The sequence below is a fragment of the Methanosarcina siciliae T4/M genome, assembly GCF_000970085.1.
Lineage (GTDB): Archaea > Halobacteriota > Methanosarcinia > Methanosarcinales > Methanosarcinaceae > Methanosarcina > Methanosarcina siciliae.
In genome coordinates this window covers 4,105,509-4,120,178 of sequence record NZ_CP009506.1, presented here as the reverse complement: position 1 = coordinate 4,120,178, position 14,670 = coordinate 4,105,509, and the positions used below count along the sequence as shown (strand labels likewise).

At 45.3% G+C, this 14,670-nt stretch carries 12 protein-coding genes; 2 read left to right on the top strand and 10 right to left on the bottom strand.

The features are described from left to right. Positions 1-111 precede the first annotated feature (111 nt). From MSSIT_RS17240 to MSSIT_RS17230, 3 genes are all read right to left on the bottom strand, one after another. Positions 112-1,326 (bottom strand): ammonium transporter, encoded by a 1,215-nt coding sequence (locus MSSIT_RS17240; protein WP_048173745.1) that lies wholly within the window; start codon positions 1,324-1,326, stop codon positions 112-114. 362 nt (positions 1,327-1,688) lie between these two features. Then, complete coding sequence (locus tag MSSIT_RS17235; RefSeq protein ID WP_048173744.1) at positions 1,689-2,882, bottom strand: ammonium transporter; 1,194 nt, start codon at positions 2,880-2,882, stop codon at positions 1,689-1,691. A gap of 11 nt (positions 2,883-2,893) precedes the next feature. After that, the gene (locus tag MSSIT_RS17230) at positions 2,894-3,238 is read right to left on the bottom strand and encodes a P-II family nitrogen regulator (protein WP_048173743.1); all 345 of its coding nucleotides are present in this window, start codon (positions 3,236-3,238) and stop codon (positions 2,894-2,896) included. Between the two features lie 214 nt (positions 3,239-3,452). Between MSSIT_RS17230 and MSSIT_RS17225 the strand changes: the two genes are divergently transcribed. Then, the gene (locus tag MSSIT_RS17225) at positions 3,453-4,334 is read left to right on the top strand and encodes a class I SAM-dependent methyltransferase (RefSeq protein WP_048173742.1); all 882 of its coding nucleotides are present in this window, start codon (positions 3,453-3,455) and stop codon (positions 4,332-4,334) included. Between the two features lie 134 nt (positions 4,335-4,468). Here MSSIT_RS17225 and MSSIT_RS17220 read toward each other — a convergent pair whose 3' ends face one another. After that, positions 4,469-5,035, bottom strand: a complete 567-nt coding sequence (locus MSSIT_RS17220; RefSeq protein WP_048173741.1) for a PEF-CTERM sorting domain-containing protein — start codon at positions 5,033-5,035, stop codon at positions 4,469-4,471. A gap of 306 nt (positions 5,036-5,341) precedes the next feature. Next, complete coding sequence (locus MSSIT_RS17215) at positions 5,342-6,256, bottom strand: hypothetical protein (RefSeq protein WP_048173740.1); 915 nt, start codon at positions 6,254-6,256, stop codon at positions 5,342-5,344. Positions 6,257-6,596: 340 nt separating this feature from the next. Here MSSIT_RS17215 and MSSIT_RS17210 point away from each other — a divergent pair, with 340 nt between their 5' ends. After that, positions 6,597-9,395 (top strand): cache domain-containing protein, encoded by a 2,799-nt coding sequence (locus tag MSSIT_RS17210; protein ID WP_231589953.1) that lies wholly within the window; start codon positions 6,597-6,599, stop codon positions 9,393-9,395. A 445-nt stretch (positions 9,396-9,840) separates the two neighbouring features. On the opposite strand, the gene MSSIT_RS17205 is transcribed toward MSSIT_RS17210, so the two are convergent. The 5 genes from MSSIT_RS17205 to MSSIT_RS17185 form a co-directional block, all read right to left on the bottom strand. Next, the gene (locus tag MSSIT_RS17205; protein ID WP_048173738.1) at positions 9,841-10,833 is read right to left on the bottom strand and encodes a hypothetical protein; all 993 of its coding nucleotides are present in this window, start codon (positions 10,831-10,833) and stop codon (positions 9,841-9,843) included. 78 nt (positions 10,834-10,911) lie between these two features. Beyond that, positions 10,912-11,835, bottom strand: a complete 924-nt coding sequence (locus tag MSSIT_RS17200; RefSeq protein WP_048173737.1) for an ABC transporter ATP-binding protein — start codon at positions 11,833-11,835, stop codon at positions 10,912-10,914. Further along, positions 11,822-12,802 (bottom strand): ABC transporter ATP-binding protein, encoded by a 981-nt coding sequence (locus MSSIT_RS23695; protein WP_048173736.1) that lies wholly within the window; start codon positions 12,800-12,802, stop codon positions 11,822-11,824. The genes MSSIT_RS17200 and MSSIT_RS23695 overlap by 14 nt, the downstream gene beginning before the upstream one ends. A 15-nt stretch (positions 12,803-12,817) precedes the next feature. Continuing rightward, positions 12,818-13,717: a nickel transporter permease gene (gene nikC / locus MSSIT_RS17190; RefSeq protein WP_048173735.1), complete on the bottom strand. Its 900-nt coding sequence runs from the start codon at positions 13,715-13,717 to the stop codon at positions 12,818-12,820. Beyond that, positions 13,710-14,669 carry an ABC transporter permease gene (locus tag MSSIT_RS17185; protein ID WP_048173734.1) on the bottom strand — a complete coding sequence of 320 codons (960 nt, stop codon included), beginning with the start codon at positions 14,667-14,669 and terminating at the stop codon, positions 13,710-13,712. Before MSSIT_RS17185 ends, nikC begins: the two co-directional genes overlap by 8 nt. Position 14,670: the final 1 nt, after the last annotated feature.

Below are 14,670 nucleotides of genomic sequence, written 5' to 3'. Positions count from 1 at the left end.
GATAACGGAATTTTTTCTTAATTGAGCCTTTTCTTTCGAGAACCCGTGTTTTAAGTTCTTCCTCAACGGATAAAGATATCCTCATTTTAAGCAGGTTTACGAAGGATTTTATCAGTGAATCGCATCGTAGGCACATTCTCCATGCATGGATATATCCAGCCCTGCAAGCTCATCTTCATCCGAAACTTTGACCGGAGTTATTACATTTATGAGCATCAGCATGATGTAGGTAAATATAAATGCATAGATTGAAGCTCCTACAACAACTGAGAGTTCTTTGATAAAGAATGCAGTGCCACCATAAAGCAGACCGTCAGCACCTACCGGATTTATGGCAGTCGAAGCAAAGATTCCAAGTAAAATTGTCCCTGTTACTCCTCCTATTCCGTGAACACCCCATACATCCAGGGCATCATCCCATTGCATTCTGTTTTTAATATGTACTGCAAAGTAGCAGGCAATAGCTCCGAGGATGCCCATCAATGCAGCTACGTGCATGGAGACAAGCCCCGCTGCAGGAGTAATTGTCGCAAGTCCTGCAACAGCCCCGGTCATAAGCCCCACGAATTTTGGTTTTGTTTCCCTTAACCATTCTATTATCATCCAGGTAATAGCCGCAAAAGAAGCTGCGATGTCGCTGTTCAGGAATGCAAGGGCTGTAATCCCGTCCACATTTAGTTCGCTGCCCGCATTAAATCCGTACCATCCGAACCAGAGAAGTGCTGTTCCGACAGCCATTAAGGGAATATTGTTTGGCTTTGAATCCTTATATTTCCTCGAGCCTACATAAAACACTGAGGCAAGGGCTGCAAATCCGGCTGTCGCATGAACCACGATTCCACCGGCAAAGTCGATAACTCCCATTTCGGAAAGCAGGCCGCCTCCCCATACCATGTGCACAAAAGGATAGTAAACAAAGAGCTGCCAGACGACAAGGAAAATAATGTAAGCCTTAAAACTAATTCTGTTTGCAAATGCTCCCGTAATCAGAGCCGGGGTAATGATTGCAAACATCATCTGGTAAGCTACGAAGACGAGTTCGGGGAACCCGGCATCTCCAAACATATCAGTTGGGGAAATCCCATTCAAGAACATTTTGTTCAGGTTTCCTAAGATTGCGCCTTCTCCTCCGCTGAAGCACAGAGAATATCCTATGAAAAACCATAAAATGGTTGTCAGCCCGAGAGAAACAAAACTCTGCATCATTATTCCTAAAATGTTTCTCTTACAGGCAAGTCCTCCGTAAAAGAATGCCAGACCTGGGGTCATGAGCATCACAAGACTTGTCGCAAGCAGCATAAAGCCTGTTGAACCAGTATTTAACATATTTTCATCCCATCTTTTTTTATATGATAACTAGGAAGCCTCAAATCTCTTACCTCCTTCCTACTTTATTCTACTTATTATTTTCTACTTTTCCAAATAAATATAATAGTATTAAAATAATTCTCTAATTATGAATGGTTCAAAAAAGGCTGAATAATGCCGAAAAGACAATAAAAGATCAGGAATAACCCGGGATAAAGATCAGGAATAACTCGGAATAATTGACTGCCGAAATACGTGTTAATTTGACTCTAAAAAACTCATTGGTTTTAGAAAACACATTTAGATTCTATAAAGCTAGGTTCTTCCGATCCGTGGAATTGAATTAAAAATCGGAAAGGTACAGGTGGGTTTGCCTGTACTCAAATGTTATATGCTGCTTCTCCGTGCTGTGTCCGGTCAAGCCCGATATTTTCTTCGCTCTCACTTACCTTGAGCCCTATCGTCTTGTGGAGTGCAAACCCGATTATAAGGGTGCAAACACTTGCGTAAATAAGCGTGGCAACAACGCCTTCTACCTGGAGTATCAGCTGCTCGGAGTTGCCGAGCAGGAGTCCTGAAGACCCTACGCTTGCAAATACGCCTGTCAGAATTGCCCCTGTAATTCCGCCTACTCCATGGACTCCGAAAGCATCAAGGGAATCATCATACCCGAACCTTCCCTTGAGCATTACGGCCTGGTAGCAGATAAAGCTTGTAATTGCACCTATCGGAATTGCTGTCATGGGGGTAACAAAACCTGCAGCCGGGGTTATGGCAACGAGCCCTGCAAGAACTCCTGTTGCAAATCCTAGGGCGGTAGGGCGTCCCAGGTGGACCCATTCCAGGGTCATCCAGACAAAGCCTGCGGCTGCAGGGGCTACGAGGGTTGTAATGAATGCGAGGGCTGCAATTTCATTTGCAGCAAGAGAGGATCCGGCATTGAACCCGAACCATCCGAACCAGAGGAGCCCGGTCCCCAGAAGAGTAAGGGTGACATTATGCGGTTTTATTGAGTCTATGCCATACCCTCTTCTCTTTCCAAGGAAGGTCAGAATTGCCAGCGAAGATATGCCTGATGTTATATGGACCACGGTTCCGCCTGCAAAGTCAAGGGCTTCTCCTGTGAGGAATCCTCCGCCCCAGACCCAGTGGCAGACCGGTGCATACACAATAAGCCCCCAGAGGGCGATGAATGCAATGTATGATTTGAACTTAACACGTCCGACAATGGCCCCTGAGATCAGGGCAGGTGTAATTATTGCAAACATTCCCTGAAAGGCAACAAATGCATATGTGGGAATTGTCCCTGTTACGGAGTAGGGGTCAATTCCTTGAAGGAATACGTGTTCCAGGCTGCCTATGAAACCGTTTCCGGTCCCAAACGCAAGCGAGTAACCTATTATTATCCATTCGAGAGCCATGACGCCCATTGCAACAAACGAATGCATCATGCTGCTCAAAACATTCTTACGCTGAACCAGTCCACCGTAAAACAGTGCAAGCCCCGGAAGCATTAGTAATACAAGGGCAGAGGAAATCAATACCCATACGGTATCTGCTGCTACGATTGCCATTTCTATCTACCTCAAATAGCGACAGGTCCGCTTTCGTCCGTACGGATCCTTATAACATCTTCAAGCGGGAGCACGAATATCTTGCCGCTTCCTATATGCTCTTCACTGCCCTTTGCTCCCATCTTTATTGCTTCAATCGTAGGATACAGGAATTCATCATTTACTGCAATTTCAATCTTGATTTTCTCAAGAAGGTCTGCTTCAAACTCCATTGCCCTGTATATCTCGAGCTGTCCTTTTTGTGCACCATAACCTGAAACCGAAGATACTGTCAACCTATTAACTTCAACCTTCTGAAGTTCTCTTTTGACCGCATCAAGCCTTTCAGGTCTTATTATTGCAATTATGTACTTCATCGCGACCACCAACAGGTATCCCCTATCCTATTTCATAGTATTTAAGAATATTGAAATTGATATTAATTATTTATGTAGTTTATAACGACATCTCACAAAACATGCGAAATTTTCCTCATCTAACCCGGATGTCAGCTTTTATGTTTCCGGAATACCTCTTTTTCCGGGTTTTTCCATCAGAGAACTTTTATTCTCTTAAGTCAAATCCAGAAGTATGTTCGGAGAAATTGGAACTGTAAGAAACGAGGCCGACGAAAATTCTCTGCAAATTCTCTCCCTTTTCAGGGAAAGCATAAGTGAGATCCGCCTGAATGAACCTGAATCAGTATCAGCATATTTCAGCCCTAAATATTCTCATTATATTGTTGTTCACACACCCCTGAATTTCAGGTTCCCTGAAAAAAGGAACGAATGGAACCTGCGCTTTTGCGGGGATGTCGGAGTTTCCATTGTAGAACTGGCCACAGCTGAGGACGGCAGTGCTTATGTGCGGGGATTGATGGCAATTAACGGCTCAAAGGTCTATGCTGTCCTGCCATTTGTACCAATAGACGCAGAAAAAGCAAAAAAGGCAGAATTCCCTGAAGACCGCATGGGTCATATAAGGGCACAGGTAGTTCCTGTTGTGCTTCCCGGAATAAAAGGCGAAACCATCCTGGATATCGGCAGTGGTTTCGGAACCCTTACAATAGAGCTTGCAAAAAACAACCCGGATTCAAAGGTTTACGGCATCGACATCCATGATTCCCTTGCAGCCCAGTCACAGATGAACGCAGAAGTTCTCGGGGTGTCCAATGTGCAATTCAAAACCGGAAGCGCCTATGCCCTTCCTTTTGAAGGTAACTCCGTGGATACGGCAACCTGCTTTTTCATGCTCCATCACCTTGAAGATATTAAATTCGCACTTTTTGAGATTAAGAGGGTGCTGAAAAAGGGAGGGACATTAACTGCAATTGAACCGCTTGCACATCAACACCATCATGGCCCCCAGCTCTCGGAAACCGCATGGGTAGAGCTTTTTGAGGATGTAGGTTTCAACGCGGAAAGTGAAACTCCGGAAGGTGCAATTGTTCTGAAAGCCGTAAAAAGAGAATAATATCTGAGAAAAAAGGATAAATCAGGAAAAAGAATTTCAAAAATGGGTTGAAAGATTGTCAGTCACGCCAAAATAGCCTTTACTTTCAATCCATCTCAATAACAGTTCATTTCAAGAACAATCCATCTGAAAATTTAGTTTTTCCTACGCTGGAATACAAATATCATGCCTAATACTGTAGCTGCTGGAAGCGCAACGGTGGGGAATTCAGGAATCTGGGTATATTTCAAATTATCGAATGTTATCTTCGTACAAATACACGGGAGATACTCAATCCCGTATAATTGGACACTTTTTATAGGATTCTGAGCACTGCTTTCAATATGTAATGTTTTCTCTATCCAAACGTAAGTACATTCAGAATCAGAAATTTTTTCTCCGTTTACTAGAAGTCCATCCATATTACCTTCTGCCAAATCATCCTTAAAATCTATGGAAACTGAAGTTACATAGGGGGAGAAATTAATTGTACAAAAGTCGTCTTTTGGGGTAAATCCTAAGTCCGTTCCCACTAATTTGGTATCTATAACCTTTGCTCCTTCAAATGTCACTCCAAGATCTGCATAAGCATCATCTACATCCTGATCAGCTACTACAATACCGTCATCAAAGGTTATGGTTACTTCTCCTGCACTTGCTGGTGTGACCATTATCGTGACAACGGCAAGTATCAGTATTATACATAAAAGATTCGTTTTCACGTTTTATCTCTCCCTTTTTTATATTATTTGTATTTATATTTGTTCTAACTTGTTTATTTCTTGGAAAGAAATTCCAATTCTGACTACATATACTTATAGAGGTTGTATTTTCTTAAAGAGTCAATGTCATTCATTCCTGTTTTTTTCCGGCTGAGATTTGAGCCGTATTTGCTTTCAGGATGTTTGACATCGTTTTGGAAAAAGAGAGTGAAAAACGGGGGCAGATTACAACTTTTTAAATTATTTCAGAAACATCTTGGAGCTCCTAAATTTCGCCACTGTTGCCTTTCAATCAGTTTCTGCAATTCAATTTCGTCCGCGCTGGAGTATGAATATCATCCCAAGAATTGTAACCACCGGAAATACGATACTGGGGTACTCCGGAATCTCCTGATTACAGGGTTTATCGGGTTTTGTATCGTTGCACGGATCCTTTTCCGGTACACCCGGGCAAATCTCATCCTTTTCTGTATCGTTGCACGGATCCTTTTCCGGTACACCCGGGCAAATCTCATCCTTTTCTGTATCGTTTTTGCACGGAGTTTCCTCTATCTCCCCACCGCAATCCTCATTGTCCGAGTTATCGGAGTTTGTATCATTTCCTGGTATTGTTTCTTCCGCTTCCTCTTTACAATCTTTGTTGTCAGTATTATCGGAGTTTTTACTTTTTCCTGATGAAATTTTCTTGTTTTCATCATCAGGGTCTTCATTATCAGCGTTGCCAGAATTTCGATTGTTTCTGCGTGAAGAATTCGTTAATGTCTCCGTAACCTGCTCATAACAAAGATTATCGAATTTTATTTTTTTCGAACAGGGAAGTTTGCTTGATATCTCAATACTCTGTATGTTAGTGTCATTGCTTTCGATTCTCAACGTATTTTTTGCGGTCCATTCACAGTTATATTCCGATTTAGAAAGCACCTTCCCGTTTACAAGAAATGCATCCAGATTCCCTGCAAGCGTATTTTCGAAATCGATTGAAACCGAAGTTACAGCCGGTGAAAAGTAAATTTGAGTGATACGGTTATCCGGGTTCCAGAAACCCATTTCTTTTTCTGAACTTAAATTACCGAGGTCAACAAACTGTACCCCATGAGAAAATGTAATTCCCTGGTCTGAATAAGTATTGCCGATTTCTTCTCCAGCACATAAACGCCCTTCTTCAAATGTTACGGAAATTTCCCCTGCGTTTACTGGAATGATTATTAAAATAATGGTCATGTTCAACATAAAAAATAGACGTGAGTAATTTTTTCTCATGTTTTTTCAGTCTCTGTTTTATTATTTTATTTAGGCAATATTTATTCAAATACGACCATATTTGGTAAAACTTATTTATCGTAGGGCTATATATACTTATGGAAATATTATTTTCTTAAAAAGTTAGGGAGTAATTCCTACTGCGGGAGTGATTTTTCCTGTTATAGATTTCTCCTGTTATCCGAACCGTTTTCATTGTGCATCCTTTAAAAGTGCGTTCTTTTGCAAATTGGTGGGACGCGTTCAGTATTCCTTTATATGTTGGTAGTAGACTTTTTTCATGTCGCGATCTCTACGGTACATGTATTTCATCTTTATTGCAGTGATGTTTGGAACGCTGCTTCCAGCTATCGGATGCCTTACGGGAAGTGAAGTTGAATCTGCAGGCCTGAGCGGTGCCACGATACCTGTCGACCTGACGTACTATACAGAACAGCTACCTCCCTACAACTACATGGAGAACGGTACGCTTCAGGGTATCTCTGTTGATCTCCTTGAAGAGGTCACCGGGAAGATGGGAAAGAAGGTGACCCGCGAGGAGGTAAATCTCGTTCCCTGGACGGAGGGGTATCAGGCAGCTCTTTCCGGGAATAATACTGTTCTCTTCAGCATGGTAAGATCCCCCGAACGCGAGCAGTCCTTCAAATGGGCCGGCCCCATCTATTCTGATAGATATGTTCTGTTTGCCAGGCGAGATAGTGGGATCACAATAGAGAGCCCTGAAGATCTGAAGGGGTACAGGGTCGGGGTGATCGCCGATGATATGGCAATCCGGCAGTTGCTCGATATCGGGGTGAACCAGAGCCAGCTTGTGCCTGAAAGCAACGTATCCGCAATTATCGGCGGACTCGAGAACAATGAGATCGACCTCTGGGCATGCTCTGAGGACGCAGGTAGGTACTTTACCGAAGAGGTGACCGGGAACTATTATTCCTACACGGTCGTGTATCAATTAGAAACCCAGGACCACTATTATGCCTTCAGTAAAGACGTGCCCGATTCATTCGTCCGGTCTTTCCAGCAGGCACTCGATGCCGTCAAACAGGAAAAAGACCCTGAGGGCATTAGCACATATGATAGAATTCTCGGGAAATACATTCCATCGATCGGCCTTGCCCGGCTAAATTACCTGACCGAAGAGTGGGCTCCCTTCAACTACCAGGAGGACGGGAATGTCACCGGTATTTCTGTCGAGATACTCGAGGCGGTCTTCAAAAACATTGGCGTAAACCGCTCAAGGGCAGATGTCCGCATTGTCCCCCTTGCGGAAGCTTTCCAGATGGCGCAGAACAATACCAGCACTGTGCTTTTCTCAATCGTCCGTACCCCCGAACGTGAGTCTCTCTACAAGTGGGCCGGGCCTTTTACCAGAGCCAGTTTCGTCCTCTATGCACCGGTGAGCAGTAATATTACAATATCCTCTCCGGAAGACATTGATCGGTACAGGATCGGTGCTGTACGGGCCTCAATCGAAAATGACCTCCTCGCCAGCCAGGGAGTGAACGAATCGCAGATCATCAACGGTCAAACCCCTGAAGCCCTCTTCCGGATGCTGGAAGGGGGCCAGATCGACCTGTGGGCAACGGGGGACCTCGCCGGACGGCATCAGATGTTGCAGACTGCAGCAGATCCTAACGCCTATGAGATCGTGTATACTCTGAGTGAGAACGACTTCTATTACATCTTCAGCAAGGATGTACCGGACACGCTGGTCAGCGCTTTCCAGCAGGCTCTCGATACAGTACGAGATCAGAGGGATGAAAAGGGAGTCAGTGATTATGAACGTATTATCTACCGGAATCTTGGGGTAAGATGTGCCCGGCAGACATTTACTGATGACAAGGTGATGGCGCTTGTAAACACAACTGCCGAAGCAATCGAGAAGAACGCTTCCGATACTTTCCGGCGCATCAATGCCGGCGAAGCTCCTTATCGTGACTCTGAGGACCCGGGACTCTACGCCTTCATCTACGATACGAATTTGACCATTGTTGCTCATGCGGACAACATTCAATCTGTCGGCACGAATTTCAGGGGCAAGACAGATGTTGCCGGTAAACCGTTCCGTGATGAAATTTTAGAAGGGGCACTGAAAAACGGGACTGGATGGGTGGATTATGTCTATATGCGCCCTGTCCAGACGAACCTGTACTATAAGACCGCCTACTACAGGTTAACCATTGGGAGTGATGGGAACTCCTATATTGTCTGCAGCGGCAATTACAAGCTCTGCCAGAATAAGTCGGAAGCAACGCCTGCTAATAACTCCACCGCATCTCCTGAGGAGCTTATCGCACTCGTCGAGAAATCCTTCGAATATGCTCACGTAAACGGGCAGGAAACCGCTCTTCGTGAGTTCAACAACCAGACCGGCAAGTTCGTTGATGGGGAACTCTATATATTCGCATATGACACAAACGGCACCACACTGGCTCTTCCCTTCCAGCCCGATATCATTGGGACTAACAGGTGGAACGTTACGGACGCGAACGGCACCTTATTTATCCAGGACCTGATTTCAACTGCGCAGTCAGGCGGAGGTTTTGTCCGGTATCTCTATGCAGACCCTGCAGATAACTTCACAGTCAAACAAAAACTCAGCTACGTAATGATGGTAGATAATGATTGGCTCATCGGGGCTGGCATTTATAACCCGCCGGATAACTCATCGATCGTGAGTGTGGGTACAGATCCCAAGGTAAGAGATAACCTGAAATCCTTTGTCGGGGCGGCGATAACGTATGCCGATAAGAACGGAAAGGATGCCGCGATCACTGAATTCAACAACCAGAACGGAACGTTCGTCCACGACAGTCTCTATGTCTATGCCTTCGATTATAACGGGATAACCCTGGCGCTCCCGTATCAGCCCCAGCTGATCGGAACGGACCTCTCAGATCTTCAGGATCCCTATGGGGTGAATTACACCAAAGTCGATATCTTCCTGGCGCAGCAGGGAGGAGGGTTCCTGTTCTACCACTATTACGACCCTGCCCGCAACATGACCCTTGAACCGAAAATGAGCTACGTCCAGAAAGTCGACGATACCTGGTGGCTCGGGGCTGGGACCTACATAAAGGACCTCAGCCAGACCGCCTGACTTGTTAACCAGCAGGAGATGACAATGGGTGTACCGGTCGCGTTTGTGTATAATGCTTTGCATATGAATACAATCAAAGAAAAAATGAATCTTATTGGGGTTTTAATCTCCAAAATGGATTGAAAGACTGTCCGGCACATGACTCTCTACCTCACTGTCTTTCAACTAATTTTTAGAGTCTAATCCTTCTTGCGTTGGAAAATAAACATCATACCTATATCTTACTGTAACAGTTGGAATCATAATCTTCTTTGTTTGTATTTAGCAATCATTGTCGTTTTCAGCTGGAGATTTCTCTGTTTCCTCTTTACAACCTTTACGATCAGTACTTTCATCATTAGTTTCGTTTCTGGCCGAAGATTCTTCTGTTTCCTCTGAGCAATCTTCATTGTTAGTGTTGTTGGAATTTGTCTTGTTTCAAGCTGATATTTCTCTTGGTGTTTTCTTATCCAGGGTACGTTTGCAGTATTATAAGGAGTAAAACGATACATGTCAGCCCTGTTTCAACCATGAAGCCCTCCACGCAGGTTATTCGAAGACCGAGTTTTCTCCCGAATAGGGCGATATTTGTCGGAAGAGATGTCTTAACATAACCAATTCCAAGGTGTAGTACCCTGGCAATGAAGAGCATCTCAAGACACTGAAGAACGGTTATTTGTTCCATTACGACTATTGTGCCAGCTGCCGAAAGAACGGCAATCTGACTCAAAAAGCTTGCTGCAAATACAATTACTGCAGCATCCGGCAGTCGAAGGAAATTCATAAGGGGTTGAAGTATTTCTGCCGAGTACTCTGCCAGGCCCAGGTTAAGGATGATAATGAATAAAAATGTCGTTGGAACCAGTACAAGGGCAACCTTTCCGAACTCATGAAAACTTTTTTGAAGTACAGCTCCTGCTCTGGCTATGCACCCAGTTTCTTTTTCCTTTTCTTTTTCCTTTTCCTCTGAAATGGACAGTTCGGTATTATCTCCATATTCTAAAATATTTTTAAAAAGAATTTTTCTACCTATGAATATTCCGGCAACTGCAATGCCAGCGAAAACCAGAAGTTCTAAAAAGAGGAGCAGCAATCCGATCTCATAACCAAGTACTGAGAGTGCAACGGGTGCTTGAAAAAATATTGCACTATGAAGCCCTTTTGGTAGCTGAGCGATCAGGACTGTCACAATGACATCCCGCTCTCCGAGAATCCGCTTATGAAAGAAGGAAGAAAGCATGCCCATTCCTGACCAGGAGTTTAAAAAAAAGAAGGTGAGCACAGAAGAGCATGTTTTTGGAAGGCGGGCCATTTCCGTGATAGACGCCATGGGAATGCTGGTGTATTCTAGATAACGGGTTGCCCTCAGGAGATTTGATAGAAAAAAGCCGATAAATATCATCGGGAGCATTATCGAAAATAGCTTCATAGCTTCGGAAAAAATTAGGGAGTAATCCATATCAGGCTCCTCAAGAGGGGCATTTTATTCTTAATTAAATCAGTCTTAGTTTAATGGATGTATGGAAATCCGGAAATTTCAATCCTCGCTGACCGACCTGCAGGCAACCTTATGGATACCGCCTCTTAACCGGACCTCGCCCATCCGGCATTCCTGTCTGGCTACTGCGCACCTCCCCGCATACGGACACCCTTCATCCGTGGGCTGAGATGCCTCAGGGTTTTGATATTCTGTTGTTTCGCCACAAAAAGATGAGGCATTAATGAGTTCCTGTGTGTAGGGATGCAGAGGGTTCCGGATCACGTCATCCGTCAGCCCCTCCTCTACAATCCTGCCCCTGAGCATCACCGCGATCCGGGTACACATCCATTTTACAACTTCAATATCATGGGAGATGAGCACACAGGGTATCGAACGTTCTTTCTGTACTTTCTTTATCAATGTGAGAATTTGTGCCTGTACAGAGAGATCAAGGTTTGATGTGGGTTCGTCTGCAACGATCAGTTTTGGGTTGAGACTGATTGCACGGGCAATGACTATCCTCTGAATTTCCCCACCGCTTACTTCATGAGGGTAGCGATTCAGGATTTCTTCACGTATGTTCATATTCTTAATGATTTCCTGTACGGTATCTTCGATCAAATCTCTCTCCCCGGAGAGCTTCAGACCTTCCACAAGGGAATCTCCAATCCGCATCCTTGGGTTAAGCGAGGACCTTGGGTCCTGAAAGATCATCTGGAGATTTGGCCAGTATCTCTGCAACTCCGATCCCCTGAGGCTTGTGATATCGAGGTCGCCGATTGCCACTCTTCCTCCTGTTGGATCTAACAGGCGTACGAGCATCTTACCCAGAGTTGTCTTTCCACACCCGCTCTCTCCCACAAGCCCGAAAATTTCATCACCTTTAATTGAAAAGCTCACGTCCCGTACAGCATGCACTTCTGCCCTGTGTATTAAAAAACCACCGGTGTAGGTCTTGGAAAGGTGTTCAACTGCAAGCATAGTGACACCTAAGTTCCCTCTTCTCTCCGCACATGTTCTCTCCTTGTATATCCGGATGATGCGTTGCACACTTCTCTTTTGCATACGGACACCGGGGATAGAAACGACATCCTTTCGGGAGTTGTATCAGACTCGGACTCATACCCGGTATCGAGTACATGCCCCTTGAAGGCATCGAAGACATCAAGCCCTGTGTGTATGGATGCCTGGGGTTGTCGAGTATGTCCTGTGCAGGCCCCCTCTCAATTATTTCACCTGCATACATCACCGCAAGATTTTCACAGATCTGTGCCGCTCCGATATCATGGGTTATCAGCAGGAGAGAACGCCCTGAAGTAATGCGATCTATCAGCTTCACGGTTTTGTTCCTGAGAATCGTGTCCAGCCCGGTCGTTGGCTCGTCTGCGATGAGGAGATCCGGATTTTGTGCAATGCCCATCGAGACCAAAACTCGCCTGTTCATCCCTCCAGAGAGTTGATGCGGGTATCTGTTTGATACCTGAGGATCAAGTCCTACCGAGTTAAGGAGATCGAAAGCTTTCCGGTAGAGTTGTTTTTTATCCCGGGAACCTCCACTTGGTTGTATTGCTTTCCGAATCTGGCCTTTAATTTTCATAAGAGGATCAAGGGAAGAGAGCTGTTGTGGGATCAAACCGATCTCTCCACCTCTGATCTTAACCATCTGGTCCCGCCCTGTACCTAACAGATCTTGGTTGTGAAAGATTATCTCCCCGGATACTCGTGCATTATATGGGAGGAGCTTTAGTATGGTCTGGGCAAGCACAGACTTGCCACATCCGGATTCCCCGATAATGGCCATTCTTTCCCTTTCCGCCAGGTCAAAATCAAGGCCGTTCACTGCCTGTACCGGACCATTTGCCGTGAGAAATACTGTATTCAGATCTCTGACGCGTAAAATGGGCTCTTTGCCTGTTTCACTGGTAAATTCATACGATAAGGCATCCATGTTCTCTGTTCCCGTTCATTGAAAATCAGTTTTTTCCATTCTCATCGGATCAATTCTCTCTTTCAGCCAGTTACCCAGACAGTTGAATGAGAGGACTGTAATAATGATGCACAGCCCCGGGAAGATCATCGTCTGCGGTGCGGTCTCCATAAAAGCGATACTTCCCTGAATCATCGCTCCCCACTCCGGGGTTGGGGGGTGAGCCCCGAGGCCGAGGAAGCTCAGGCCCGTGATATGAAGAATTGCGGATCCCACATCAAGTGTGGCAAGGGCAAATAAAGGGGAGAGTACATTCGGGAGCACATGCTGCCTGATGATGTAGTATGAATTTCCTCCCATGAGCCGAGCTCCTTTGATAAAATCCTTCTCTTTTACCTGGAGGACAGATCCCCGTATAATTCGTGCATAACTTACCCACCACATCACCGAGAGTGCGATTACTATGTTGAAAAGTGAAGCCCCAAATAATCCGACCAGAGCTATAGAAAGGATTGTCCCCGGAAATGCCAGAAAGAGGTCTACAATACGCATGATGGTTTGATCAATAACACCTCCAAAAAACCCGGCAACCAGGCCTATGAAAGTACCAAGTACGACACCGATGGCAACTACGGAGAGGGCAGTTACCAGCGAGGCCTGTGCCCCATAGATCACCCGGCTAAGAATATCCCGACCGTGATGGTCTGTCCCAAATGGGTGGTCTACTCCTGGTTTTGCAAGCCGATTGTCAAGATCTACAGCATTTGGATCATGGGGGGCTAATACACCTGGAAAGATAATCATTACCGCAAAGGTGAGAAGAGTCATACAGCTGATGATCACCTTTATACTCAGACGTGGGGACTTAATCTGGAGGCGATGACAGCTCTGTTCCCGGTGACTGCTCTGTCCTCTTCCATACAAGCTGTTACCCATGAATATTTCCTCCCGGTTTCATTCTTGGATCGATACACACATACAGAATATCAACAAGAATATTGACGATCACAAATATCAGAGCTATAAGGAGGACAAATCCCGCAATGACAGGATAGTCTCTGCTCATTACCGATGTCAGAAGAAAGTTCCCTATTCCTGGCCACCCGAAAATTTGTTCGATGATCACAGTGCCGCCAAGGAGGGTTCCGATGTCGAGCCCCACCTGGGTAACAACAGGGACGGAAGCGTTTCGAAACGCATGCTTCAACACAACCTCTCTTTCCTTCAGTCCTTTTGCATAGGCTTCGAAGACATAGTCTTCGGAGAGGGCGTCGAGCATGCTCTCTCTTGTTATCCTCAAAATTCTTGAAATCTGGAGAAAACCGAGGGCCATTGTTGGAAGGATAAGGTGTTGTATCCCTCCATATCCGAATGAAGGGAGGATATCAAGATGGATCGAGAATATGAGGATGAGCAGCAGTGCAAGCCAGAAAGATGGTATTGAAGTTCCCATCGATGCGATGAAGTTGCCAAATAGATCAAACGGGGAATGTGGCCTTATGGCTGACAATACACCAATGCTGGTGCCCACTATCAGTGCAAGTGTCATCGCCGTCACCGCAAGGATGAACGTTGCGGGAAAGCGGGCAGTGAACTCTTCCAGAACCGGATCACCTGTTCGGAGGGATACACCAAGGCTTCCGGAAAACAGGTTTGTCATCCAGACAGCGTATTGTTTTAAGAAAGGCTGTTCAAGCCCGTGGCCGTTCATGAAAAGTAAAACAGCCTCTCTTGTCGGCTCATTTCCGGTTTCCTGTGTTAAAATGATCTCGGCCGGATTTCCCGGTGCAAAGTACATTATTGAAAATGCGAGTACTGATGCAAGAAATATCGTTAGAAGGGCCCATGGTATCCTTCTTGCTAATAAGATAGGTATATCTCCGGCCATA